This window comes from Acidovorax sp. K2F (assembly GCF_025246485.1).
Lineage (GTDB): Bacteria > Pseudomonadota > Gammaproteobacteria > Burkholderiales > Burkholderiaceae_C > Acidovorax > Acidovorax delafieldii.
Genome location: NZ_JAOBSQ010000009.1, coordinates 17,355 through 41,623, shown reverse-complemented (window position 1 = coordinate 41,623; position 24,269 = coordinate 17,355). Strand labels below are relative to the sequence as shown.

The window sequence follows — 24,269 nt, the reverse complement described above, 5'->3', positions numbered from 1 at the left end:
CAGCTTGCCAAACCGCCGTATCCAGCCCGTCATAATCGCCAGATGACGAATTCTATTGACGATCTGCACGTCTATTTGCGCTCCATTGCAGAGGGTGAGCGCACTTCACTGTCCGTACTGGCAAGCCTGATCCAACATGGCGCCAGCGTTCTGGACCTCGGATGCGGGAGCGGCGCTTTAGGCCAGTACCTGAAGGAAACTCGGGACTGTACGACCGATGGAGTGACCCTGAGCCAGGCAGAAGCAGCCCACGCCCAGCCCTATTACCGGCAGGTCGATGTGGCGGATTTGGAAACGGCGGACCTGCTCCAGATGTTCAGCTCTCGCCAATATGACTACATCGTTTGCGCCGATGTACTGGAGCATCTGAAACGGCCGGAAGCTGTTTTGCAGATGTGCCGGGAACTTCTGGCGCCAGAAGGCCGGCTGCTGATTTCGGTTCCGAATGCAGCCTACAGCGGACTGTTGGCAGAACTCCTTGAAGGCGAGTTCCGCTACCGAGAGGAAGGCTTGCTTGACCGCACCCACCTGCGATTCTTCACACGTCGCTCGCTGGTGAGGTTTCTGGCCGAGCAGCACTGGGATCTGGATGCGGTCGACACCATCACTCGTCAGTTGCCAGACTCGGAGTTTCAGACGGCATTTGACCGACTTCCCCCCACCGTCGCTCGTTACCTTTTGGGAGTTCCGGACGCATTGACCTATCAATTCATTGGCGTCGCTAGGCCCGTGGACCATGTACCCTGCAGCTTCCACGCGGTCGATGATTTGGGTACGGCGCAAGCGCTCTTCACGGCGCAGCTCTACGTCGGAAAGCATGGCGGCTATGCTGAAGACGGCAAGCTGAGTGCGACCGGCGTGATAGGGTCAGAGCACCAGACACTGAGTTTTCGACTCCCCGCGGATGGCGGGACCGTCACACAACTCAGGCTCGATCCAGCGGATCGCGCTGGATTCTTGCATTTATACGGTATTGCACTTCGCGGCGAGACCGGCGAGATACTTTGGCAGTGGTCAGCAAATACATCCAGCCGCACATTACTGGCATCCACGCCCCACAGCCAAATCGCCTGGCAAGCGCCCATGCCGCCGGCTTCTGGCGCCAGCCTGCTGCTGCTGACGGGCACCGATCCGTGGCTTGAACTTCCCATCCCCGCCGAGATTTTTAGGACTCCCGGCCTGTCGGGAGGCCGGCTGGATGTCGAACTGGGCTGGCCGATGTCTGCAGACTACCTCGCACTGTCCAACACGGTCAAACCTCTCCAAGATCGTATTGGCGAGCTGGAAGGCATCGCCCGCGATGCACAAAGCCGCATCAAGCAGCAACAAAACCAACTGCATGCAGTCAATGGCAGAGCGAGCCTCCTGGAAGAAAACAACAAGGCACTGGCCCAGCAGCGCGCCATGTGGCAACAAGAGGCTACCCGACTCGACAAGGATTACCAGGCGCTGGCCGATCACCTCAAATCCATAGAAAACTCCACCGTGTTCAGAGCCACCCGCCCCCTGGTGCATACCAAGATGCGCATTGATCGGTTGCTGGGACGAAGCCCCGCAAAAGCGCAACATGCGCAACGAGCCCCAGTCCCCCTTACACCACCCGCCCACCCAGTGGACGTCATCGTGCCCGTTTACCGGGGCTTGGCCGATACCAAACTGTGCATAGACTCCGCACTGAAAAGCCAGTGCAAAACTCCCTGGCGGCTGATTGTTATCAATGACGCCAGCCCGGAGCCTGAGGTGACCGAATGGCTTCGCGAACGCGCACAGCAGGACAGTCGCATCACCCTGCTAGAGAACGCTGAAAACATGGGCTTTGTTGGTACCGTGAACAGAGGTATGGCACTGAACAGTAACCACGATGTGCTGCTGCTCAATAGCGATACCGAGGTCGCTAATGACTGGCTCGACCGCATCCGTCGCGCGGCCTACAGCGATCAGAAGGTGGGCTCGGTCACGCCGTTTTCCAACAACGCCACCATTTGCAGCTACCCCCGCTTTTGCAAGGACAACACACTGCCGCAAGGTTACGACACGGCTCAGCTGGACGCACTGTGCGCGCAAACCAACCCGGGTGCGGTGGTGGACGTCCCCACTGGCGTCGGGTTTTGCATGTACATCCGCCGCGACTGCCTTCAGCAGGTGGGCCTGTTTGATACGGGGAACTTCGGCAAAGGGTATGGGGAAGAAAATGATTTTTGCCAGCGGGCGGCGGAGGCGGGCTGGCGCAATCTACACCTGCTCGACACCTTTGTGCTGCATACCGGCGGCGTGAGCTTCGGCGACAGCAAAAGCCCGCGAGAGCAAGCCGCCATGGAAACTTTGCGGCGCTTGCACCCGCATTACGAGCGAAGCGTCTTGGCATTCGTACAGGCGGACCCTGCACAACCTTATCGGTTGGCACTGGATATCGCCCGCATACGAGCCCAGCGGTTACCTGTTTTGCTTGCTGTGTTACATAACCGAGGTGGGGGAACATTTAGGCATGTTCAAGAACTCGCACAACACCTTCAAGAGCAAGCCATTTATCTAACACTCAAGCCTGCCACAGGGTCTAGCGCATGCCTTGAATTCGCGTTGGGTGGGGAAGGATTTCAGCTCCTATTTCGCCTGCCGGACCAGTACACCGATTTATTGGAAATACTTCGGCTGCTTGGCATTCGCCATATTCACTACCACCATCAGCTCGGTCACCACCCAGTCATTTTCGATCTGCCAAATGCATTGGGGGTCCACTACGACTTTACAGCGCACGACTATTACAGTTTCTGCACGCACATTTCCCTGACTGGCAATAAGGACCGATACGCGGGCGAAGGGGGTCAAGGTGTTTGCAACTGCTGCGATCCTCAATCCAAAGCCCCCATAGGGGCTGGTACTGTGGCTGATTGGCGGCACAGAAACAGGCACTTTCTAACTTCCGCTCGCTATGTTCTTGCTCCCAGTCACGATGCTGCAACGCGCATGCATGCATTCGCTCCTGGAGCCCGCATTCGCGTCGCCCCCCATACCGATGTGGTTGATAAAGACACCACGCAGGTCACCGCAGGGGAGGCGCGTACTTTTCTCACTCAGGCGCCTCTCAAGGTAGCGGTTCTTGGAGCGCTCAGCGCCATCAAAGGAGCCGATCTGCTTGAAGCCGTTGCACTGGAGACGGCCAGCCTTGGCGCGCCATTGGAGTTTCACCTGTTAGGCTACGGGTATAGGCATCTACAAACCCAGCCACACGCACGGCTGACGATCCATGGCAGGTACGAAGACTCCGATCTTCCAGAGCTGCTTGCATGGCTTAAACCAGATGTGGTGTGGTTTCCTGCGCAATGGCCAGAAACGTACAGCTACACATTGAGCGCTGCGCTTGTCGCTGGTCTACCAGTCGTTGTGCCAGACATTGGTGCGTTTACTGAGCGGATAGCTGGAAGACAATGGAGTTGGGTCTGCCCCTGGAACTGGGACGCCACAAGGTGGGTGCAGCACTTCATCAAGCTGCGCTCGGAAAACTTCATTCCCATGGTGCCACCCCAACCACCGCAGGCATCGCCACAGGCTGAAAACCATTCTTGGGACTATCGGGCCGACTATCTGAAAGATATCTCGGCTAATCTTGATCGCGATACTGAACCCGTGCATGCCGCTTCGCTTGTTCGCTACATTCCGCAACCCACACGGGCAACAGTAGCAAAGACAGGCGCTCTTGCATTGCTGAGCCAGCTTCGGTCAATGCCGTTACTACGTTCGGTAGCGCATACGATCCCAGCGCATTGGCAACGTAAGGTGAAAACTTGGCTTCAACGCTAAGAGCTAAGATGGTCAGCTAACTGCACCAAGTTTGGTCGATGCCCGCCAGCGCCCACGCCGGCGAGCGCTGGTCTTGTTTCTTTGAAGCCCGCGATCGTGGTTCGATTCTTCGGTACCTCAGCTTACTTGCCCAAGTCCGTCTATTGACGTCTATGCTATCTAAACTGGCCTTCGCATGCCTCAAGACAACTGGTCGTTCCTGACCCAACTCCTGCTACAGCAATGGACCGGCGCACTCTACGCCGTAAAGCTCGTTTCATTTGCGCTGGTTCCTGCCATCATCATTGAACTGCTGGTTCCCGCGCGTCGCTTGCATGTACCCACGGTGCTGATGAACCTTGCCTACGCTCCTGTGTACATGACGCTCGCAGGTATCGCGCTTTATCCTATTGACCGCTTCCTGTCACCGCTTCTAACGCGCAATCTATTGGGCTGGACAGTTACCAACCAGCCCTGGTGGATCATTGGCGTTGTAACGCTCGTCTACTTGGCAGTTTTCGATTTTTTTTATTACTGGTTCCATCGCGCACAGCATCGTTGGCCGTTTCTTTGGCGTTATCACCGATTCCACCATGCAGATCCCAACATTTCTGCGTCTTCTACCATTCGCCATCATTGGCTCGAAGAAGTGCTACGCTACTTCGTGCTTGGCATACCGGTAATTGTGTTGTTTGGCCAACCTGACCGTACGCTTCCGTGGTTAGGGATGCTCATCGGAATTTACGGCATGTTCATTCATTGGAATGTAAAGCTGCCTTTAGGCCCACTGTCTCTAGTTATTGTTGGGCCCCAATACCATCGCATTCACCACTCCCTCAAAAAAGAACACTTCGACAAGAATTTTGCTGTTTTCTTTCCGTTCTGGGACAGGTTATTCGGTACAACCTGCTTACCTCATAAAGGAGAGTATGCAGAAACTGGCGTTCAAGATGGCGGTAGCGCGAATGGCTTGGGGCAGTTATTACCTTACCCTTTAATCTCTACAGCAACCGTATCGGGCGATATGGTTGTTGGCAGCAACAGTGCCGCCCACGGCAATCAGCGATAACCCGGTAACAGCCAGTGGCGTAGACGTTGCATAAAAACACGGCGCCACTGCTTCAGCTTAGACATAGGCCGCTGTCGAAAAACGCCCACCGTGTCTCCCCAGGCAGCGCTATCCTCCGCAGCATGCGGAGTCCAGTCCGTAGTAGTTTCAAGTATCTCAAGGTCCCCGTACTGCCCCAGGGCACGAAAACCGTCAGGGTAAAACCGCCAACAATCCTGCGGATATCTGTGTTCAGGTCCCCGCGATGGGGCTACCAAAAAAATATAACCTCCCGGCCGCAGAATACGTGCCATCTCCAACCACGTAAGCCAGAAAAATTCTACGTGCTCAAAAGCTTGCCCTGATACCACCACGTCCACTGAATGACTAGCGAACGGCAGCTTATATGGTGAGTTCAGTACCACGTCCACATTCGGACCTGGAGCCAGATCTACGCCGGTATAGCCCCATCCTTGCCGGCTGAAAAAAGCTTTGTAGCTACCGTTGACATCACAGCTACCAATATCGATCACCTCGAGCTCTTGACGTTCAGTTAAATAATGGTCCACCAAACGCTGGACATGTTCTAGAGAGCTTGTATGCACATCATTCCTTCTTTTAGTTACCCAGGGGCATATTATCGGCGGCAGCGCTTACAAAAAACCGCTCAGCTTCCCCCCAAAAATGCCAAGCCGCGGAATTCTCGTGCAGCATGCGATCCAGCTCTGTATACAAAGTGTTCATCAGGGCTTCAAGATCAGAATGCGTCCCTAGCTGACGGATTTCCAGAAATCGCCCTCGGCCTTCTTCAAGTCCAGCTAAAAACAGTGTGACTGGTATCTGCTGTTTCACGGCGAGCCGCAGCATGCCGGTGGGCACACGCGCTTGCATGCCGCGGAGCGTGACAGTTTGGGCCGCACTGACCTGGTCTGCTGGCACATCCAGTACCGCCAGAATCTGCTCGCCCTGCTTCAATGCATCGATCACCGGGCGCAGGCTTTCAGAAACGTCCAATGTTGGGCGACCTAGCTGTTTCGCCACCATGCCTGTTCTGGCCTTGGCGTAAGCGTGAAGCACCTGACGCCCATGGAAACAATCGGCATCTAACGCAGCCACCAAGGCATGGACATGGAGTCCAGCCGCACGCATGTGTGGCAGAGCCCAAGCGCCACAGCCCCAGTGAAACGTACACACCAAACCCGGGACGCCAGGTTCAGGCCATCGGCCTCTAACTTGGAAAACCTCGCGCATCCAAGGTAACCCGCGGCTGCGGATCAGGTGGTAATCCGCATGATCCACCAACGTAGTGAAGCGCCGTTCGGCAGCCCAATCTCTAGTATCTCCTTGCACGACCCCTCTGATCGAGGCTTGCTGCACGGCCCTCTCGACCTCCACGCGATAAAGCCACGGAAGGCATGCAAGCTTGCGAAAGAGATATGCGCACCAGCTCCATGGCAGATAAGCCGCCAACCCTGGCAGCACCCAAAGCTCAAGCAGGTCTCGCAACTCAGTGCGCCAGCGACGAATGGATCCAGACATCCTCTGCTACTACGTAAAAGGCTACGAAACGCTAAGCCCAGCTGTGCTCTAGACGAACCAGTCCAGGAGTAAGGCTGGGGCGCATCACCCTAAACGTCAAGTAGCGGCGCCACTCTTCAAAAACCACCAGACCCTGACCATCGAACAGATACGCACTCACTACATACTCCCCTGTGTGCAAGGGAAGCCGCGAGAAGGTGAGGGTAGAGCGCCACCGCCCTGCCCCCAGGTGTTTGGGCACCACTCCGTCGGCATGAGTGGCCACCGAGTCTATGCCGACACCCTGAGCCTGCTCGAGCATGACGCCAATGCTTGGCGGGGCGCCGTGAGGGCTGAATACCTCTATGTGAACCACCAAGTCCTCGGACTCCAGCAAGGGGGGCTCACCCAGCCCGAGTCCATCAAGTGCTACAGAGACAATACAAGCAGCCGAACGGCTGTCAGGCTGAACGCTATTCGACGCCATGGCCGAGGCTACTGCAACGACTGCAGCCTCTTTCGTTTGCTCTTGCATCCGCACATGCTTTTCATAGGCCGCTAATACCGATTCGGTATCGCCCAAGGCTTTCACAACTCCACCGTCAAGCCACAACGCACGGTCACAGAGCTGGCGGACATGGTAGAGGCTGTGCGAGCAAAACAAAATCGTGCACCCGTTGCGCCTGAAGGCATCAATACGGTCAACGCATTTCTTCTGAAAATGTTGATCTCCGACCGCCAACGCTTCATCGATGATCAACAGGTCCGGCTGCACGGCCGTCACCAGTGCAAAGGCGAGTCGCACAACCATGCCGGAAGAGTACGTCTTCACCGGCCTTTCGAGTGCCTCACCCAGTTCTGAGAAAGCCACTATTTCGGGTTCAAGACGCCGCATTTCTGGCGCGGGAATTCCGATGATGTTGCCTGCAAAGTAGAGGTTCTCTCGCCCCGTGAAATCCGGGTGAAAGCCTGCACCAAGCTCCAAGATCGCTGTGACGCGCCCTACGCGTTCCAACTTTCCTTGTGTCGGCAGTAGCGTACCGGCAAGCAATTTGAGCAAAGAGCTTTTGCCGGCCCCGTTGTTCCCCACCACGCCGAGACACTCACCCCGACCCAACTTAAAGGTCACATCGCGCAAGGCCCAATGGCTGCGGTGGTAGGGCCTACCGGTGACCAGTGCTTTAAGACGGTCACGGGCAGAGGCGTACAGCCTGTATTCCTTACTAACGCCGTCCACCTGCAACACCGGCGACTGAGCAGACTGCGCGCTCATAGCCAGTCCACCAGCTGTTCGCGGCTACGCCGAACTGCCACTTCCAACAAAGCGGCAGCTAAACCCATCCACAGCAACAGTGCCATCCAGACTGCAGCAGACGGCCATTCGCCCTTAAGCAGTACTGACTGGTATCCAAGGATGGGGCCCGTCATGGGGTTGATCCACAACACCCATCGCCAAGTCTCTGGGAAGAGTGCAACAGGAAACAGAACCGGGGAAAGGAATACCCCCAGTGACAGCGCTAATCCGAGCAGGTGCGCTGCATCACGCATTGCCGCTGTGAAGATGGCCACCAGGTAACCGAGCACGAAGCACAACAACCATTGCAGCACAACAAGCGCGGGCAAAGCCAACAAAGCCGCAGAGAAGCGATGCCAAGGCAGATAGGCGGGAACCAGTGTCAACATCAAAGGTGCGAACACTGCAGCACTGGCCAACACCGACCTCGCTGGAAAGACTACCGGAGGGAGCGCGTTTTTTTGTAGCAGGCCACCCGCATCGACCAAACTGGTTGCAGCCCTAGACAACGCATCACAAAACGCCATCCAAGGCAGCATCCCGACTATCAGATAGGTGCCCACACGCTCAACGGGTGCCTTGTCACCCAGCCGCATGCCAAACACCACGTCAAAGACCAAGAAGTAACAGGCTACCGTCAGCAATGGGGGGGCATACGCCCACAACACACCACCCGCTGATCCCGCATAACGCGCGGCCACGTCACGCCGAGCCAGAACAAAGGTCAAGGCGCCAGAGCGCCACAAAACCTTCAGATCCTGCAGCAGACCGTAGTCACTTGACATTCAGCGAGAAGCGCCAGCCAGCGGAATTGACGGCTGAGCGGCCTTGTTTTCTGCGGCAAGCGCTTCGATCGCCGCTGCGTTGACCTTAGCGTTTTTCATGCCTGTATCAATGAGGCGCTGCCGCGCTTCGGTGCGAATCTTGCGCTGCGTTTCTGCCAGTAGTTGCTCTCGCACTTCCTCATAGGGTCGTGTGCGGGCTGGCTGATGCTCATCCAGGCGGATGATGTGAAAACCAAATTGACTGCGAACCAAACCACTCAGGTCACCAGGCTTAGCCAGTCCTACCACCGCATCTTCGAAAGGCTTCACCATTCGTCCCTTGGGGAAGTAGCCAAGATCGCCACCCTTCGCACCGCTGCCAGGGTCTTCGGACTTCTCGCGCGCCAAGGTTGCAAAGTCTGCGCCCCCCTGCAAGGCTTCCAGCAACTTCTGGGCCCGCTCTTTTGCGTCGGCCTCATCCTCCGGCTTCTTGACAGCAATCAGGATATGGCTGGCCTTCCATTGCTCGGGCTCGGCGAATCGCTTCGATTCAGCCTTGTACGCGGTGCGCGCATAAGTTTCCAGGGCAGCTTCGTCTGGCACGGCAGCAGTTTCGGCCCTATCCACCCAAGCCTCTGAAAGCACACGTTCGCGCGCCAAGCGCAGCGCCGCAGCCACCTGCGGGTCTTGTTCAAGCCGAGCGGCTTCAGCATCTTTCGTCAATGCTCGGCGCAAATACAAATTCTTGACCATGATTTCCAGGCTTGCCGGGTCTATCACCGTGACCGGGCGCACCTGGGCAGGTACACGTTGCGACTCCGCATCCATGTCTGCCTTAGAAATTTCAATATTTCCACCTGTCGCAAACGGTCCCTTTACTGTGGACAACGCTGCGGGCTTGGCCTCATCGGTAGCTTTTGCCGGGGGCGCGTCCGCAGCCCAACCGACCGGAAGCAACAACCCCACCCCAAGGGAGCATACCAACAACTTTTTGACCGAGGAACGGGGCCACTGGAAATTAGTCATTGCAAAACTCATGGTTCAGTCAACAAGATACAAAAGGCCTTTGGAGGTCTTGCCACCATCCAAGTTCCAGCAAAAAAACGGGGAGTCCGAAGACTCCCCGTTTTGACTGCAACCTGACAGGTACATCGCCCCGTCAGGCAAAAGCAAACCGTGATTAGCGGGTTGCAGCGGCAGTGTAGCGGTGACGGAAGGTCTGACCGAAGTTGGTCGACTTGCCAGCCACTGCAGGGCCAGTTGCGCGGGTGAATGCGTGACCGACGATCGGCAGGCCGTGAGCAACTGCAGTCCAGGCACCAGCAATGTTCTGCTCGCCAGAGCCAGCCACTGCGCTTGCAGCACCACCGGTTGCAGCAACGCCAGGAATGTTGATGTTAGCCCAGCCGTCCTTGTAAGCGGAGGTCACGTCTTGACGAGTGATCGAACCGCCCAGCACGGAAGGAGTCGTGTCGCCACCAGCATTAAAGCTCAGCACCGACACTTCGCCGTTGAACTTCAGGCTAGACGCCGTCGAAGGCGAGAACACGAAGCCTGTGGACACCGTGCGCTCTTCACGATCACGGAACGTCAGAGGCGAAGAATCACCCGTGCTGATCAGGATCTTGTGCGTGCTCAGCTCAGTGTTCGTTGCCGTGAAGAACAGCGAAGAAGCGTTGGAGTTGTTGAAGCCAGCGCCAGACAGCGGCTCGGTGGTCGAGGCTGGGATGGTGGCAACCGTGTTCAGAACGCGAGTGAAGTTAGGCGTTGCCGAGCTGTACTTCACTGCCACGCCATAACGGCGGGTAGGAATGGAGAAGGTCCAGTCGGTGAATGCCGAGATCGTGGTGTCGGTCAGGTACTCGTTCTTGATCGACGACACGGCCAGTGCGTAACCCAGCTCATTGGCTTGAGCGATGGGAGCGCCGTAGCTCAGATCAGTCGAAGTGTTACCGGCAGCACCGCCCACATAAGGAGTGGACATGTCCGGGAAGTCGAAGTACTGGGGAACCACAGCTGGGTCCGTCAGGTTGGCAGCGGTGATCGCAGCGCCCGTAGCAGCGGTCGTGGAATAACGCAGCAGTGGGTCAGCCGTCAGTTTGGTAGCCTTGTTGAAGTCCACAGCACCATCGAGCTGGGGCGAGAACACAATACGGCCGGTGCCGTTAGCAGCCACAGCAGTTGCTTCGCCAGACCATGCCACAGAAGCGTTGGCCAGGTCGATCACGGTCCAATTGGCGTACAGACCGCCGCTTGGCACATCCAAACCAGCGTTCACAGCCGTAGCTTCGGTGGTCAGGGCCGTCTTCAGGTTGTTGATGTAAGCAGCACCGTTTACCGTCGTGGAGCCAGGCGCCACACCATTCACGTGCTTGATGGCAGTGAACAGAGGATTGTCGGTACCGCCATTAGCAGCGGCCGCAGCGATGGTAAGCGTCGCGCCGGACACAGCAGCGGTTGGGTTGAACTTGGGAGGCACGTTAGCCACGTTCAAAATTTCGATGTACCCTTCCAACGTTTGTGCAGCCTTTTGATCGGCGGTGAACGTTGGGGGCAGACGATCGGTCACGAACGCTTGGCCGCCAGCAGGGATTGCAGGCAGGGTCACCGTGGCATCGGAAGTGCTCAGAACAGCCTTGCCGTCGGCACCCTTGGCAACCTTGGCCGTCCACACGTCGCCAGGCGACATCAGAACGGTAAAGTCAAACACGTCGTCAGAGTTGGTGGCGCCACGGAAACGGACCTTCACGACCTTGCCGTTGGTGACATCGGTGTTAGTCAGGTTCAGCAGGGTAGCATTGCCGCCCACTGCGTTGTAGTAAGGCACGAAGAGGATGTTGCCGATGCCAGTCGAAGCAACGGACAGGGAAGTGCCAGCAGATGCCGTATTGGTTTGGCCAGCAATAGCGCCGCCCGTACCGAAAATGCTGTTGGCAGCCATGGCGCCACCAGTAGCACCAGCCATAACGGCTGCAACACCCAACGCCACGAGATTCTTTTACAAGGAGCCGCCAACCTGCCACGCCCATAAGAATGGGCCACCAACGTCAGGGAAATACCTCGGCTTGGGACAGCTTGACCCCTTGAGCATCTTTGGCGGACAGGCGCGGCTCAGTGGTCAGCCGCCAATCAATGGCCAGCGTGGGATCGTTCCACGCGATACACCGCTCGTGTGCGGGCGCGTAGTAGTCCGTGGTCTTGTAGAGGAACTCGGCCGTTTCGCTGAGCACGACAAAACCGTGTGCAAATCCTGGAGGGACCCACAGCTGATGATGATTGTCCGCACTGAGTTCAGCTCCCACCCATTGACCGAAGGTGGGTGAACTGCGGCGGATATCAACAGCCACATCAAAGACCGAACCGCTGACTACACGGACCAACTTCCCTTGAGGCTGCTGGATCTGGTAGTGCAACCCCCGCAGCACCCCTTGGACGCTGCGGCTGTGGTTGTCTTGGACGAACTGGTGGGATGTGCCTGTCGCCTCGTTGAAAACCCGTTGATTGAAGCTCTCATAGAAGAACCCCCTCGCGTCTCCAAATACCTGGGGCTCTATCAGTACAACATCAGGAATAGCCAACCGTGTAGCTTGCATGAACAGCGCCTATCAATAAATCTTGTCTTTGAGCAGGCGCATCAAGTACTGACCATACCCACTTTTGACCAGCGGCTGTGATAGCCGCTCTAACTGCGCACTATCAATCCATTGTGAACGCCAGGCGATTTCTTCGGGGCACGCAATCTTCAGCCCCTGGCGGTGTTCCAGCGTGGCGATGAACTGGCCCGCCTCCAGGAGACTTTCATGCGTACCTGTATCGAGCCACGCATAACCCCGCCCCATGATCTCAACGCTCAACTGCCCTTGCTCCAGATACAGACGGTTCAAATCAGTGATCTCCAGCTCTCCACGCGGCGAGGGCTGAAGTTTCTTGGCCATCTCAACCACTTGGTCGTCGTAAAAGTACAGGCCTGTGACCGCATAGCTGCTCTTGGGTTGTGCTGGTTTTTCCTCCAGAGAAAGCACTTTGCCCCGGGAATCGAACTCAGCCACGCCATAGCGCTCAGGGTCCTGCACATGGTAGGCAAAAACACTGGCCCCCACTTCTCGCTGCCGGGCGTTGTTCAGCAGCTCGTGGAAGTCGTGCCCGTAGAAGATGTTGTCGCCCAGCACCAGCGCACTGGGCGCACCGGCCAGGAAAGCCTCTCCGATGATGAATGCCTGCGCCAGGCCATCCGGACTGGGCTGCACGGCATATTGCAGGTTCAGGCCCCATTGGCTGCCGTCGCCCAGCAGTTGCTCAAACCGCGGCGTGTCCTGCGGCGTGCTGATGACCAGGATGTCGCGGATGCCCGCGAGCATCAGGGTGCTCAGCGGGTAATAGATCATGGGCTTGTCGTACACCGGCAGCAGTTGCTTGCTGATGGCCAAGGTGGCCGGATGCAGCCGGGTACCGGAGCCTCCGGCAAGGATGATGCCTTTGCGTTGCGTCATGTGAGGGTGCCGATCAGAGGATTTCAGCCAGCATGCGCGCCACGCCCGCTTGCCAGTGGGGCATCTGCAGGCCGAAGGTGGCTTGCAGCTTGCCGGTATGAAGGCGCGAGTTGTGCGGGCGCACGGCAGGAGTGGGAAATGCGCTCGAAGGGACGGGAGCGACTTCTTTTGCTTTGATTTGGATAGCAGGTTGCGCAAGCTGCGCCTGCGCGATCACGAACTTTGCGTACTCGTTCCAGTTCGTTTCACCGGCTGCGACACAGTGGTACAGACCCGCATCCTGAGGGCGCTGCAGCAAGTGACTCAGGGCATGTGCCGTCACGTCGGCCAGAAGATCGGCACCCGTGGGCGCTCCCCACTGGTCGTCGATCACAGTCAGGCGCTCACGTTCCTGCGCCAGGCGCAGCATGGTCTTGGCGAAGTTGCCACCACGCGCCGCATAGACCCAGCTGGTGCGCAGGATCAGGTGCTTTGCACAAGCCTCTGCAATGAGCTGCTCGCCTTCGAGCTTGGTGCGACCGTACACACTCAAGGGAGCGGGTGTGTCAGTTTCGAGCCAGGGGCGGCTGCCGCTGCCATCGAAGACGTAGTCGGTGCTGTAGTGCACCAGCCAAGCACCCAGCTTCGCCGCCTCCTGGGCAATGGCGCCCGGCGTGGTGGCGTTCAGCGTGCGGGCGAAGTCGGCTTCGCTCTCGGCCTTGTCCACAGCGGTGTGGGCCGCAGCATTGACGATGACATCGGGGCGCAGGGCGCGCACCGTCTCGGCCACACCCGCCGGGTTCGCAAAGTCGCCGCAGTGATCCGCGCTGTCGTGGTCCAGCGCCGTGACCGTGCCCAACATGGACAAGCTACGCTGCAACTCCCAGCCAACCTGGCCGCCTTTGCCAAAGAGCAGGATGTTCATGCGCGGGCGTCCGCTGCGGGGGTTGGCTGCTGCTCGTACTGGGTCTCCACCCAATCGCGGTACGCACCAGTCTGCACACTGGCCACCCAGTCGCCATTCTCCAGGTACCACTGCACGGTCTTGCGGATGCCGGTGTCGAAGGTCTCCGCAGGCTTCCAGCCCAGCTCACGCTCGATCTTGCGCGCATCGATCGCGTAGCGGCGGTCGTGGCCGGGGCGGTCTTTCACGTAGGTGATCTGGGTCTTGTAGCTCCGGCCGTCGGCGCGTGGGCGCAGCTCGTCGAGCAGCGCACACACCATGTTCACGATCTCAATGTTGGGCTTCTCGTTCCAGCCACCCACGTTATAGGTCTCGCCGGGCGTACCGGCTTCCAGCACGCGGCGGATAGCGCTGCAGTGGTCTTTCACATAGAGCCAGTCGCGCACCTGCATGCCGTCGCCATACACCGGCAGGTTCTTGCCGGCCAGCGCGTTGACGATCATCAGCGGGATCAGCTTCTCAGGGAAGTGGTACGGCCCGTAGTTGTTGCTGCAGTTGGTGGTGAGGACCGGCAGTCCGTAGGTGTGGTGCCATGCGCGCACCAGATGGTCGCTTGCGGCTTTGCTGGCGCTGTAGGGACTGTTGGGCTCAAAGCCACGCGTCTCAGTGAAGGCCGGGTCGGTGGGCGCGAGCGAGCCGTACACCTCGTCGGTGGATACGTGCAGTAACCTGAAGGCGGCACGTTCGCCCTCGGGCAGCACAGTCCAGTAAGCGCGCACGGCTTCGAGCAGGCGGAATGAGCCGACGATGTTGGTCTGGATGAAATCCTCGGGGCCGTGGATAGAACGGTCCACATGCGACTCGGCTGCGAAATTCACCACCGCGCGGGGCTTGTGCTCGGTCAGCAGCTGGGCTACCAACGCAGAGTCGCAAATATCCCCTTGCACAAAGATGTGCCGCGCATTTCCTTGCACACCGTCCAAGTTGTGCAGATTGCCCGCATAAGTGAGCTTGTCGAGGTTGACGACGGGCTCGCTCGACGCAGCAAGCCAGTCAAGGACAAAGTTAGCGCCAATAAAACCCGCGCCGCCAGTTACCAAAATCATAGGGAGGCTGTATGTAATGCCGACTTGGCAAAGCCCGTGATTATCCCTGTCCGCCTAGCTTCTGGGTAACAGAGTTCAACACGGGCCCATTCGAGCGAGGCGGAGCAGCTTCAGAAGTGGATGCCACGCATCATTTGCTGCAGCGCTACCGCCTCGGCGGACAACTGCGGCTTGGCATCCTTGGCGCCCTTGGCGGCGGTGGAATCCGGGAACATACGGAAGCTCGTGTTCATGGTGATCTGCGCCACGCGCGGCACCAGCGCGTGCAGCAGTTGGCCGGTGATGCCCAGGCGCGTGGCGATACGCACCGGCTTGAAGATGCAGGCCTGGGCGATCATGTCCGCTGCCTCTTCAGGACTCAGCGTGGGTACGTTGTTGTAGATCTTGGTGGGCGCGATCATCGGCGTGCGCACCAGGGGCATGTTGATGGTGGTGAAGGTGATGCCCTGGTCCGCGAACTCGCTGGAGGCACAACGCGTCCAGGCATCCAGTGCCGCCTTGCTGGCCACATACGCCGAAAAGCGGGGTGCGTTGGTGAGCACGCCAATGGAGCTGATGTTGACCACATGGCCCTTGCGCTTTTCGACCATGCCAGGCAAGAAGCCCATGGTCACGCGCAGGCAGCCGAAGTAGTTCAGCTGCATGGTGCGCTCGTAATCGTGGAAGCGGTCGTAGCTCGACTCGATGGCGCGGCGGATGGAGCGGCCCGCGTTATTGATCAGGAAATCCACACCGCCATGCTTGTCGATGAGCAGCTGCACAAAGCGATCGCAGTCGGTCATGTCGGCGATGTCGGCCGAGTACGCGATGAAGCTGTAGCCTTTCGCCTTTGCCTCGGCACAGGCCTCGTCCAGCTTGTCCTGGTCACGCCCGCAGATGATGGTGGTCGCACCCGCCTCAGCAAACTTGTGCGCCGCCGCCAGCCCAATGCCGGACGATCCACCGGTGATCAGCACCACCTTGCCCGCCACCGTGCCCTTGAGCGTGCGGTCGATGAACAGCTCGGGGTCCAGATTGCGCTCCCAGTAGTCCCACAGCCGCCAAGCGTAGTCCTTGAGATTGGGGCAGGTGACGCCGGAGCCCTTGAGCGCGGCCAACGTTTCGCGGCAATCAAAGCGCGTGGGGTAGTTCACGAAGGTGAGCATGTCCTCGGGCAGGCCCAGGTCCTTCATCACCGCGTTGCGCACGCGGCGCACGGGCGCCAGTGCCATCAGGCTCTTCTTCACGCTCTTGGGGATGAAGCCCAGCAACGCTGCGTTGACGAACAGGTTCATGCGCGGCGCATGGGCTGCGCGGCTGAAGATATCGAGCACATCGCCCACGCGGTAGCCCACTGGGTCCACCAGGTGGTAACACTTCTTGGTGATGTCCTTCTGGTGGCTGATGACGTTGAGGGCGTTGACCACGAAGTCCACCGGCACGATGTTCACGCGTCCCCCTTCCAGGCCCACGGTGGGCATCCAGGGCGGAAGCAACTGGCGCAGGCGCTGGATCAGCTTGAAGAAGTAGTAGGGGCCGTCGATCTTGTCCATCTCGCCAGTCGTGCTGTCGCCCACCACCATGGCCGGACGGTACACCGTCCAGGGCACCTTGCAGTCCTGGCGCACGATCTTTTCGCTCTCGTGTTTGGTCTGGAAGTACGGGTGGTCCAGGCCCTCGGCTTCCTCGAACATGTCTTCGCGGAACACACCTTCATACAGACCTGCGGCCGCGATGGACGAGACATGGTGGAAGTGCCCGGCATCAATCGCCTTGGCCAGGTCCACCGTGTTGCGCGTGCCCTCGATGTTCACGGCCACCTGGGTTTCTTCGTCAGCAGCCAGGTCATACACCGCGGCCAGGTGGTAGAAGTGGTCGATCTGGCCCTTGAGCTTCTTCACGTCGTCTGCCGAGACGCCCAGCTTCTTGGCGGTGAGGTCGCCAAACACGGGGACGGCGCGTGCAGGGCCTACGCCCCAGAAGCTGCGCAGGTCGGCCACCTTGTCCGCACTTTCCTTGCGGATCAGGAAATGCACCACCGCCCCCTTGCGCTCCAGCAGCTTCTTGACCAGCCGCTTGCCAATGAACCCTGTTGCCCCCGTCACGAAATACTGCATGGATAACTCCTCTGAGATAGCTTCATTCTTGCCCAAGGCCTGCACACCCCGATTCAGCAGAAACCCGCGCCGATGCTAGGTGCCCAGCGGGCAGGCGGGCTAGATGGCAAGCTCTACATTTTTAGGAGCGCGCGCCTACACCTTGCGCACCGTGCGGCGTACAGTGCGGCCATGCGTCGAAGGCAAAATCGCCCCGGCAAACCCAACCAACCGCACAACGGAGGCCCCATGGTCAAGAAACTGCAGAAACTCAGCGCCGACAAGAAAAAGAGCAACGCCCAACTGTCCAGCACCGTCAAGGACTCCGCCCAGCAGATCTGGCTGGCCGGTCTGGGTGCCTTCTCCAAGGCACAGGAAGAAGGCGGCAAGGTGTTTGAAGCCCTGGTCAAGGAAGGCCTGACCATCCAGCGCAAGACCCAGGCCGTGGCCGAAGAAAAGATCACCGAAGCCACCAGTCGCGTGACCACCATGGCCAGCGACATCGGCTCCAAGGCCCAGGGCCAGTGGGACAAACTCGAAAACATCTTTGAAGACCGCGTGGCCAAGGCCCTCGCCAAGCTGGGCGTGCCCTCGGCCCGCGACCTGGAAGCCCTGAGCGCCCGTGTGGACGCCCTGGCCAAGGGCAGCAAGGCTGCACCCGCCAAAGCTGCTGCCAAGGCAGCCGCCAAACCCGCAGCCAAGGCTCCCGCCAAGAAGGCAGCGGCAAAGAAGGCGGCTCCTGCAAAGGCAGCCGCCAAGCCCGCTACCAAGGCCCCCGCCAAGAAGGCTGCGGCCAAAAAGACCGCGACACGTGCCGCTGCCGACGCAGCCACCAGCACGCCATCGGCCAGTTGATCACGGCTTGCCACCGGCAAGCACCCAGCCCGCTCCAAGCGGTCCACGCGCCAAGGCGTTTGGACCGCTTTTCTTTTTTTGGTGAAACCCATGAAGTGCGCTACAAGCAGCCTAGGTACTACATACACACCTCACGTTCATGTCGCACTGCAGCATGACCGCGTGGGTTAGAGTAGCCATCAGAGACAACGCAACAACGACGCCAAACGACGCGAAGGGGCCCGCACACATGGTGAAGAAAGCGCCACGCCGCACCGCAGAACGCATTCTGGAAGTGACGCTGGACCTGTTCAACCGGTTCGGTGAGCCCAACGTCTCCACCACCCTGATCTCGGCCGAGCTGCGCATCAGCCCCGGCAACCTGTACTACCACTACCCGGCCAAGGACGAGCTGATCAACGCGCTGTTTGATCGCTACGAAACCTCGCTGACCGAACTGCTGGCCGCAGCAGATGGTGTGCACAATGTGGAGGACGCCTGGTTCTTCATGCACTCGCTGTTCGAGCTGATCTGGCAGTACCGTTTCCTGTACCGCGATCTCAACGACCTGCTGTCCAAGAACCGGCGCCTGGAAACCCACTTCCAGGCCATCCTCAAGAACAAGACCCGCGCAGTGCGCGCCATGCTCGACGGTATGGGCCGCGCAGATGCACTGCACATCGACTCGCGCGAACTGGAGGCCACCGCCACCAGCATGGTCGTGGTGCTCACTTACTGGCTGAGCTTTGAATACGTGCGCGACCCGCGCCGCGCACTGGAGCCCGAAAGCGCCCAGGCCGCGCTGCTGCGCGGAGCCCACCATGTTCTGAACCTGCTCATGCCCTACCTCGAAAGCGGCCAGCGCGCCCACCTGCTGCAGCTGGTCGGCGCCTACGCACCAGCGCCAGGCTGATACACGGCCCACCCGCCACAGACACCCACCAACAAGAACTTCCGGAGACACACACCATGGCCAAATGGACCCCCTTCCCCCACGCCGGCGACTACCAGTTCGACGCTGCGAGCGTCAAGAAGCAATGGGCACGACTGCATGGCGGTGATGCCGAACCCTGCCCCAATGACGCAGCCGCGCTGGAAGCGTGGGCACTGTTCCACAACGGCGACTTTGAGAAAGCGGCGGCTGCAGGCCTAGCGGCCGGTGGAGCGGGCATTACCGCAGCCAACAAGGCCACCTCCATCTACGCCAACTACCTGGAGCCCAAGGAAAAGACGCGGCTGGACCTGTTCATGCAGGTGGCCGAAAGGGCCGAGGCCCAGGCAGCCGCAGAACCGAACAACGCCAACGCCTGGTACTGGCATGCGTATGCGCTGGGCCGCTACAGCCAGGGTATCAGCGTGGCCAAGGCGCTGGCGCAAGGCTTGGGCGGCAAGGTGAAGGAGTCGCTGGAAAAGGCCATTGCCCTGTCCCCCAAGCATGCCGATGCACGCATCGCGCTGGGAGCCTTCCATGCCGAGGTGATCGACAAGGTGGGCTCACTGATTGGCGGCATGACCTATGGAGCCAAGAAGGACACGGGCCTCAAGCTGTTCCAGGAGGCCCTCAAGCTCAACCCGGGATCGGCCATCGCCATGATTGAGTACGCCAATGCCCTCGTCATGCTGGAGGGCGACAAGAAGATGAAGGAAGCCACTGCGCTCTACGAAAAGGCCGCCACCGCAGAACCCATGGATGCCATGGAGCGGCTGGATGTGGAGATGGCACGGGCGGAACTGGAAGAAGAGTAAGAGGCAGCCCCCTGAGCGGCTTTGCCGCTTCCCCCTTCTCTCGACTGGCTACGCCATTCGGGAAGGGGGACGACACCCTCGCTGCGGGGTGGCCCTTGCTCGGTGTCTCTGGCTTGCGCAGCGCCAGTTTTGCACAGAGGTTTGCAGTAGATTGCCGTGTCGCGCTGCTATGGAGGCGGAGCTCAAAAGCTCTCAGCCCCCAAACCGCTGCGCGGCAATCTCCAGAAGTCCGTCAAAAATCAGGTTGTCCACCAGCTCAAACGGCCGTGTCATGCTGGGCGCCATCTTCCAGCCGGCGCCACCGGTCATGATGCAGGCAGGCTCCTGGCCGCAGTGCTGCAGCAGGTGCTGGTACATGCGCTCCACGGCCCCTGCGATGGCGTAGGTGCCTCCACTGGTCAGCGCATCGCTGGTGTTGGTGGGGAACGGGCGCACTTCGCCCGTAGGCACGTGCAGGCCGGCGGTGCCGGATTCAAGCGCACGCAGCATGATGCCGTGGCCGGGCAGGATCAGGCCGCCCATGAAGCGGCCCTCGGTGTCGATGCACTCCACCGTCACGGCCGTGCCCACCATCACCACCACCAGCGGCCGTGCGGGGCCACTTGCCAGCACATGGTGGCGTGCGCCGATCATGGCCACCCACCGGTCCGAGCCCAGGCGCGAGGGGTGGTCGTAGCCGTTGGTCAGCCCCGCCTCTTGCGCCGATGACACCACCCACGAGGGGGTGACGTCCCAGATTTCCATCTGCTCCTGCACGCGGCGTTTGACGGCATCTCCCGCCACCACACAGCCCAGCATGCGTGTCGGATGGGGCAGCGAGGCCCAGCTGCCTTCCGCCAGGCGGTCGATGTGGTCGAGGAATTCGGCGCCATGCGCAATGAGCGCAGCCCCGGGATGGGGAGCGTCGTACAACGCCCATTTGAGACGGGTGTTACCGACGTCGATGGCCAGAAAAGTCATGCGGCGGATTATCCCGAGTTTTGCGATGCGCCCCTGCCCGAGGGCGACAGCTACGGAGGCACCACCTCTCCCCGGCCCCCAAATTGTGAAAAATCGTGTCGCGCCCCTGTCCGACACGATGCAGCCGCCCGTACCCGCTACAGTGGTCCTTCCTGTTTCTGCAACATTAGGAGGTACGACATGGGTCTTTTCAGTTTCATCAAGGAAGCCGGCGAAAAGCTGTTCGGCGGTAAAGAAGCGCAGGCCGCCACGGCAGCCGCCCCCACGCAGGATGAACTCAACGCCAAGGCATCCAAGGCCATCGAGACCTACATCGCGTCCCAGAACCTGGGCGCCAGCAACGTACAGGTAGCATTCGACGGCACGCAAGGCAAGGTCACCGTCAAAGGCATCGCGCCCACCCAGGCTGCCAAGGAAAAAGTCACCCTGTGCTGCGGCAACGTGGCCAGCGTGACCAGCGTCGAGAACCTGATGGAGGTGACCAACCCCGAGCCCGAGGCCCAGTACCACGACGTGGTGCGCGGCGACACGCTGAGCGCCATTGCCAAGAAGTTCTATGGCGACGCCAACAAGTACCCCGTGATCTTCGAGGCCAACAAGCCCATGCTGAGCCACCCCGACAAGATCTATCCCGGCCAGAAGCTGCGGATTCCGCCACTGACCAAGTAATCTCTCGCAGATTCAAGCCCTCTGAGCTGCCAGCGCTAGTAGAAAAAGCGCTGGCAGCTCTTTTTTTGATAGCGAATCAGCCCTGCTTCCACGGCAGGCCATGAAAGCGCCAGCCACCGCGTTTGCCGCGTTGGCCTTGCGCATCCGCATCGCCCTCAAACCCTTCGAGGATGTTGTAAGCGGTGATACCCAACTCGGTGGCGCGGCGCGCGGCGGCAATGGAGCGCACACCGCTGCGGCACAGCAACACGGCCCGTCCACCCTCCGGCACCGCAGCGCGCATCTGGGCATCGAAGTCGGCATTCATCGCCATGCCCGGCCATTGCTTCCAGGCCACCGCAGCGGCGCCGGGCACGTGGCCCACCCACTCGCGTTCGGCGTCGCTGCGCACGTCCACCAGCACGGCCTGCCCCGCCTGCACCCATTGCCAGGCCTGTTGGGGCGTCACGTCACCGGCATAGCCTTCGGCGGGAGTAACGGAGGAGAGCGTATTTGTCATGGTTTCGATCCTTTCTGGGCACTAGGCAAAACGTTTGGACTGGGCGCGACCGGCGCGAGGGACGCAAGCCAAGGGCCGCCCCGCAGCGAGGGCGTCGTCCCCCTTGAGGGAAGGCGCCGAAGGCGACTCAGGGGGGATTCACCATAGCGGGGCGGGTTCATCACGGAGATGGCTGCGCAGCTGCGCATAGTCCGGCACCACGGTGGCCACGGTGTCCCAGAAGCGGGGACTGTGGTCCATCACGCGCAGGTGGGCCAGTTCGTGCGCCACCACGTAGTCGATGATGGCCGGGCGGTAGTGCAGCAGGCGCCAGTTCAGGCGGATGGAGCCGTCGGCCTTGGCGCTGCCCCAGCGGGTATTGGCACTCGACAGGCGCAGGCTGGCCCAGCGCACGCCCAGCAGCGGGGCAAAGTGGTCCAGCCGCTCGGTGAAGTGGCGGCGCGCGTCGCGCATCAACCAGGCCTGGACGGCATCGCGGACCTGTGCGGGGCTGGCGCTGTGCGGCAGGCCAATGTGCAGGCTGGGCGTCGTGGCTGCGCCGCCCGGCTCCACCACTGCCACCAGCGCTCCACCTTTGCCCGCAAAGCCGTGGCTCGGGTCCAGCACCAGCCTCAGCGGCTCACCCAGATAGGGCAGCTCTGCGCCATGGGCCCAGACGATACGACCGCCTTCCATGCGCTGCTGGCGCTCGCGCGCCTCCGACAGCTTGCGCAGGATCCAGTCGGACTTCTCGCGCAGCGCGGCATCCACTGCGCCCAGCGTCACCCAGCTGGGGGCCCGCACCGACAGGCCATCGGCCCCCACGGTAAAGCCGATGCTGCGGCGGCGCGCGCGCTGCAGCGCATAGGCCACGACGGCATCTCCCAGCAACACCTCGCGGCTGGCCTGGGGGTGGCGGAATTCGGCGGGCGACAACAGCGAGGGCAGCGGCACCGCTGGCGCCGCAGGCCGGCTCACTATAGTTTTAGGAGCTACCGGCGCTTGATCGACTAGCGCTTGTGGCTGATTGGGCTTGAAACCTGTAGCCACAGGACTGGGGCCTGCTGCAGGGGCCCCGGGCGGGTCGAACAGGTCCAGCGCCAGTTGCACAAGCCGCTGCATCACGGTCGGTTTACTTCCCGCTGGGGGCCGTGGTGTTGGCCGCTGGGTAAGCCTCTGGGTCCAGGCGACGCATCTCGGCCTCGATCCAGGCCTCCACCTCGCGCATCAGTTCGTCGGGCTGGCGCCCCACGCTGGAGATGGGCTTGCCAATCGACACATCCACCACGCCGGGGCGCTTGACGAACGCCTTGCGCGGCCACACCTTGGCCGAGGTCACGGCGATCGGAATTACCGGCGCACCGGTGTCAATCGCCAGGCGCGTACCGCCGGTCTTGTAGTTGCCCTTCTGCCCCCGCTCGATGCGCGTACCCTCGGGGAACATGATGATCCAGATGCCCTTGGCCAGCAGGTCCTTGCCCTGCTGCACCACCTTGTTGAAGGCCTGCGTGCGCTGGTTGCGGTCGATGTGAATCATGTCCAGCCGCCCGATGGCCCAGCCGAAGAAGGGCACATGCAGCAGCTCCTTCTTGAACACGTAGGCCAGGGGGTGCGGCATGATCACCGGCATCAGGAAGGTCTCGTACGTGGACTGGTGCTTGACCAGCAGGATCGCGCCTTCATTGGCGCCCTGCGGCAGGTTCTCCATGCCGGTCACCTCGGCGCGGATGCCCAGAACCACCCGCGCGCCGCTGATGCACAGCGACAGCCAGGCCCGGGCGATGCGGTACAGGGGTACACCCCGCACGCCCAGCAGCGTGCCCAGCATGATGGCCAGCGCGTAGGGCACCACGGTGATGCCCATCCAGAGAAGGTGAATGACAGAACGGATAAGAGCCATTGGGATGTCTTTTTGGCCGCAAGCGCTAGTGAAATATGCGCCAACAGCTATGAATTAAATAGCATCAAGATGCTGCTGCGCCTTGTCACGACAGCGGCAAGGGCGCTGCGGCCACGGCGGCTGCGGCGCTTGGCACCACCGGCAGCAACTGGTCCACAAAATCTCCGAGGCTGGCGTGCAACTGCGTACCCGCCGGCAACCCCGCAGGCAACGCCCCGCCCGGCCGCAACGCGGCAGACCGGCCGGTGCACACCAGGTGCAACTGGGCCCCCAGGGCGGCACCCGCCTGCAGGTGGGCCTCGCAGCTGCCGACCACGCGGACCTCGTTGCGCTCCATGCCGTAGCGGTCGCAAATCTGCTCCAGCAGGCCCGGGGCGGGCTTGCGGCAGCTGCAGTCCTCGTCGGCCGCATGGGGGCAATAGAACACCGCGTCGATGCGCCCGCCCACCGCCGCCACCTGCCGGTGCATCTTGGCGTGGATGGCGTTGAGCGCCACCACGTCAAACAGCCCCCGGCCCAGTCCCGGCTGGTTGGTGGCGACCACCACATGCCAGCCGGCATGGTTGAGGCGGGCAATGGCTTCGAGCGCGCCGGGCACCGCCGCCCACTCGTCGGCCGAAGTGATGTATTCATCCCCCATCGGGTTGAGGGTGCCGTCGCGGTCGAGGATGGCGAGTTTCATAGGAGGGGTTTGCCTTGTGAGAACCACCAGCCTACCAGCACCAGG

Annotated in this window: 22 protein-coding genes; 6 read left to right on the top strand and 16 right to left on the bottom strand. The window is 60.4% G+C overall.

Annotation, left to right across the window (positions count from 1 at the left end; genetic code table 11):
* The first annotated feature begins 42 nt into the window (after positions 1–42).
* Positions 43–3,798 (top strand): methyltransferase domain-containing protein, encoded by a 3,756-nt coding sequence (locus N4G42_RS03740; RefSeq protein ID WP_260666220.1) that lies wholly within the window; start codon positions 43–45, stop codon positions 3,796–3,798.
* 175 nt (positions 3,799–3,973) lie between these two features.
* Positions 3,974–4,846 carry a sterol desaturase family protein gene (locus N4G42_RS03735; RefSeq protein ID WP_260666219.1) on the top strand — a complete coding sequence of 291 codons (873 nt, stop codon included), beginning with the start codon at positions 3,974–3,976 and terminating at the stop codon, positions 4,844–4,846.
* Here the strand turns inward: N4G42_RS03735 and N4G42_RS03730 are convergent.
* From N4G42_RS03730 to N4G42_RS03680, 11 genes are all read right to left on the bottom strand, one after another.
* The gene (locus N4G42_RS03730; RefSeq protein WP_260666316.1) at positions 4,837–5,358 is read right to left on the bottom strand and encodes a class I SAM-dependent methyltransferase; all 522 of its coding nucleotides are present in this window, start codon (positions 5,356–5,358) and stop codon (positions 4,837–4,839) included. The two genes, N4G42_RS03735 and N4G42_RS03730, sit on opposite strands and share 10 nt — an antisense overlap.
* A gap of 85 nt (positions 5,359–5,443) precedes the next feature.
* A complete protein-coding gene (locus N4G42_RS03725; protein WP_260666218.1) occupies positions 5,444–5,974 on the bottom strand; it encodes a hypothetical protein in 531 nt (176 codons plus the stop codon).
* Positions 5,975–6,395: 421 nt separating this feature from the next.
* The gene (locus N4G42_RS03720; protein ID WP_260666217.1) at positions 6,396–7,616 is read right to left on the bottom strand and encodes an ABC transporter ATP-binding protein; all 1,221 of its coding nucleotides are present in this window, start codon (positions 7,614–7,616) and stop codon (positions 6,396–6,398) included.
* Positions 7,613–8,422 (bottom strand): ABC transporter permease, encoded by an 810-nt coding sequence (locus N4G42_RS03715; protein WP_260666216.1) that lies wholly within the window; start codon positions 8,420–8,422, stop codon positions 7,613–7,615. The genes N4G42_RS03720 and N4G42_RS03715 overlap by 4 nt, the downstream gene beginning before the upstream one ends.
* A complete protein-coding gene (locus N4G42_RS03710; RefSeq protein WP_260666215.1) occupies positions 8,423–9,427 on the bottom strand; it encodes a peptidylprolyl isomerase in 1,005 nt (334 codons plus the stop codon).
* Positions 9,428–9,581: 154 nt separating this feature from the next.
* Entirely contained in the window at positions 9,582–11,342 is a 1,761-nt protein-coding gene (locus N4G42_RS03705) for a cell surface protein (protein WP_260666214.1), read from the bottom strand.
* 106 nt (positions 11,343–11,448) lie between these two features.
* The gene (gene rfbC / locus N4G42_RS03700; RefSeq protein ID WP_260666213.1) at positions 11,449–11,994 is read right to left on the bottom strand and encodes a dTDP-4-dehydrorhamnose 3,5-epimerase; all 546 of its coding nucleotides are present in this window, start codon (positions 11,992–11,994) and stop codon (positions 11,449–11,451) included.
* A 12-nt stretch (positions 11,995–12,006) separates the two neighbouring features.
* Positions 12,007–12,891: a glucose-1-phosphate thymidylyltransferase RfbA gene (rfbA, locus tag N4G42_RS03695; protein WP_056059467.1), complete on the bottom strand. Its 885-nt coding sequence runs from the start codon at positions 12,889–12,891 to the stop codon at positions 12,007–12,009.
* Positions 12,892–12,904: 13 nt separating this feature from the next.
* On the bottom strand, positions 12,905–13,795 hold the full coding sequence (rfbD, locus tag N4G42_RS03690) for a dTDP-4-dehydrorhamnose reductase (protein WP_260666212.1): 891 nt from the start codon (positions 13,793–13,795) through the stop codon (positions 12,905–12,907).
* Entirely contained in the window at positions 13,792–14,880 is a 1,089-nt protein-coding gene (rfbB, locus tag N4G42_RS03685) for a dTDP-glucose 4,6-dehydratase (protein ID WP_260666211.1), read from the bottom strand. The genes rfbD and rfbB overlap by 4 nt, the downstream gene beginning before the upstream one ends.
* A 110-nt stretch (positions 14,881–14,990) precedes the next feature.
* Positions 14,991–16,976, bottom strand: coding sequence for an SDR family oxidoreductase (locus N4G42_RS03680; protein WP_260666210.1), 1,986 nt, complete (start codon positions 16,974–16,976; stop codon positions 14,991–14,993).
* A gap of 228 nt (positions 16,977–17,204) precedes the next feature.
* On the opposite strand from N4G42_RS03680, the gene N4G42_RS03675 reads away from it, so the two are divergent.
* From N4G42_RS03675 to N4G42_RS03665, 3 genes are all read left to right on the top strand, one after another.
* Positions 17,205–17,810: a phasin family protein gene (locus tag N4G42_RS03675; RefSeq protein WP_121507617.1), complete on the top strand. Its 606-nt coding sequence runs from the start codon at positions 17,205–17,207 to the stop codon at positions 17,808–17,810.
* Positions 17,811–18,039: 229 nt separating this feature from the next.
* A complete protein-coding gene (locus tag N4G42_RS03670; RefSeq protein WP_260666209.1) occupies positions 18,040–18,702 on the top strand; it encodes a TetR/AcrR family transcriptional regulator in 663 nt (220 codons plus the stop codon).
* Positions 18,703–18,758: 56 nt separating this feature from the next.
* On the top strand, positions 18,759–19,535 hold the full coding sequence (locus N4G42_RS03665; RefSeq protein ID WP_260666208.1) for a hypothetical protein: 777 nt from the start codon (positions 18,759–18,761) through the stop codon (positions 19,533–19,535).
* 192 nt (positions 19,536–19,727) lie between these two features.
* Here the strand turns inward: N4G42_RS03665 and N4G42_RS03660 are convergent, their stop codons facing one another.
* The gene (locus N4G42_RS03660; protein ID WP_108499969.1) at positions 19,728–20,495 is read right to left on the bottom strand and encodes a type III pantothenate kinase; all 768 of its coding nucleotides are present in this window, start codon (positions 20,493–20,495) and stop codon (positions 19,728–19,730) included.
* Positions 20,496–20,675: 180 nt separating this feature from the next.
* Between N4G42_RS03660 and lysM the strand changes: the two genes are divergently transcribed.
* Positions 20,676–21,164 carry a peptidoglycan-binding protein LysM gene (lysM, locus tag N4G42_RS03655; protein ID WP_108499968.1) on the top strand — a complete coding sequence of 163 codons (489 nt, stop codon included), beginning with the start codon at positions 20,676–20,678 and terminating at the stop codon, positions 21,162–21,164.
* Between the two features lie 76 nt (positions 21,165–21,240).
* Here the strand turns inward: lysM and N4G42_RS03650 are convergent, their stop codons facing one another.
* The 4 genes from N4G42_RS03650 to gmhB all read right to left on the bottom strand — a co-directional run bounded on the left by N4G42_RS03650 (position 21,241) and on the right by gmhB (position 24,224).
* The gene (locus N4G42_RS03650) at positions 21,241–21,663 is read right to left on the bottom strand and encodes a rhodanese-like domain-containing protein (protein WP_099731308.1); all 423 of its coding nucleotides are present in this window, start codon (positions 21,661–21,663) and stop codon (positions 21,241–21,243) included.
* A gap of 138 nt (positions 21,664–21,801) precedes the next feature.
* Positions 21,802–22,764 carry a M48 family metallopeptidase gene (locus tag N4G42_RS03645; protein WP_260666207.1) on the bottom strand — a complete coding sequence of 321 codons (963 nt, stop codon included), beginning with the start codon at positions 22,762–22,764 and terminating at the stop codon, positions 21,802–21,804.
* A gap of 10 nt (positions 22,765–22,774) precedes the next feature.
* Entirely contained in the window at positions 22,775–23,542 is a 768-nt protein-coding gene (locus tag N4G42_RS03640) for a lysophospholipid acyltransferase family protein (protein ID WP_099731310.1), read from the bottom strand.
* An 85-nt stretch (positions 23,543–23,627) separates the two neighbouring features.
* A complete protein-coding gene (gene gmhB / locus N4G42_RS03635; protein ID WP_056059492.1) occupies positions 23,628–24,224 on the bottom strand; it encodes a D-glycero-beta-D-manno-heptose 1,7-bisphosphate 7-phosphatase in 597 nt (198 codons plus the stop codon).
* Positions 24,225–24,269: the final 45 nt, after the last annotated feature.

Excerpts from the sequence above, each read along its gene's own strand:
- N4G42_RS03740 (WP_260666220.1), top strand. The coding sequence starts at position 43 with ATGACGAATTCTATTGACGATCTGCACGTCTATTTGCGCTCCATTGCA.
- N4G42_RS03735 (WP_260666219.1), top strand. The coding sequence starts at position 3,974 with ATGCCTCAAGACAACTGGTCGTTCCTGACCCAACTCCTGCTACAGCAA.
- N4G42_RS03725 (WP_260666218.1), bottom strand. The coding sequence starts at position 5,974 with ATGCGTGCGGCTGGACTCCATGTCCATGCCTTGGTGGCTGCGTTAGAT.
- N4G42_RS03720 (WP_260666217.1), bottom strand. The coding sequence starts at position 7,616 with ATGAGCGCGCAGTCTGCTCAGTCGCCGGTGTTGCAGGTGGACGGCGTT.
- N4G42_RS03715 (WP_260666216.1), bottom strand. The coding sequence starts at position 8,422 with ATGTCAAGTGACTACGGTCTGCTGCAGGATCTGAAGGTTTTGTGGCGC.
- N4G42_RS03710 (WP_260666215.1), bottom strand. The coding sequence starts at position 9,427 with ATGACTAATTTCCAGTGGCCCCGTTCCTCGGTCAAAAAGTTGTTGGTA.
- N4G42_RS03705 (WP_260666214.1), bottom strand. The coding sequence starts at position 11,342 with ATGGCTGCCAACAGCATTTTCGGTACGGGCGGCGCTATTGCTGGCCAA.
- rfbC (WP_260666213.1), bottom strand. The coding sequence starts at position 11,994 with ATGCAAGCTACACGGTTGGCTATTCCTGATGTTGTACTGATAGAGCCC.
- rfbA (WP_056059467.1), bottom strand. The coding sequence starts at position 12,891 with ATGACGCAACGCAAAGGCATCATCCTTGCCGGAGGCTCCGGTACCCGG.
- rfbD (WP_260666212.1), bottom strand. The coding sequence starts at position 13,795 with ATGAACATCCTGCTCTTTGGCAAAGGCGGCCAGGTTGGCTGGGAGTTG.
- rfbB (WP_260666211.1), bottom strand. The coding sequence starts at position 14,880 with ATGATTTTGGTAACTGGCGGCGCGGGTTTTATTGGCGCTAACTTTGTC.
- N4G42_RS03680 (WP_260666210.1), bottom strand. The coding sequence starts at position 16,976 with ATGCAGTATTTCGTGACGGGGGCAACAGGGTTCATTGGCAAGCGGCTG.
- N4G42_RS03675 (WP_121507617.1), top strand. The coding sequence starts at position 17,205 with ATGGTCAAGAAACTGCAGAAACTCAGCGCCGACAAGAAAAAGAGCAAC.
- N4G42_RS03670 (WP_260666209.1), top strand. The coding sequence starts at position 18,040 with ATGGTGAAGAAAGCGCCACGCCGCACCGCAGAACGCATTCTGGAAGTG.
- N4G42_RS03665 (WP_260666208.1), top strand. The coding sequence starts at position 18,759 with ATGGCCAAATGGACCCCCTTCCCCCACGCCGGCGACTACCAGTTCGAC.
- N4G42_RS03660 (WP_108499969.1), bottom strand. The coding sequence starts at position 20,495 with ATGACTTTTCTGGCCATCGACGTCGGTAACACCCGTCTCAAATGGGCG.
- lysM (WP_108499968.1), top strand. The coding sequence starts at position 20,676 with ATGGGTCTTTTCAGTTTCATCAAGGAAGCCGGCGAAAAGCTGTTCGGC.
- N4G42_RS03650 (WP_099731308.1), bottom strand. The coding sequence starts at position 21,663 with ATGACAAATACGCTCTCCTCCGTTACTCCCGCCGAAGGCTATGCCGGT.
- N4G42_RS03645 (WP_260666207.1), bottom strand. The coding sequence starts at position 22,764 with ATGCAGCGGCTTGTGCAACTGGCGCTGGACCTGTTCGACCCGCCCGGG.
- N4G42_RS03640 (WP_099731310.1), bottom strand. The coding sequence starts at position 23,542 with ATGGCTCTTATCCGTTCTGTCATTCACCTTCTCTGGATGGGCATCACC.
- gmhB (WP_056059492.1), bottom strand. The coding sequence starts at position 24,224 with ATGAAACTCGCCATCCTCGACCGCGACGGCACCCTCAACCCGATGGGG.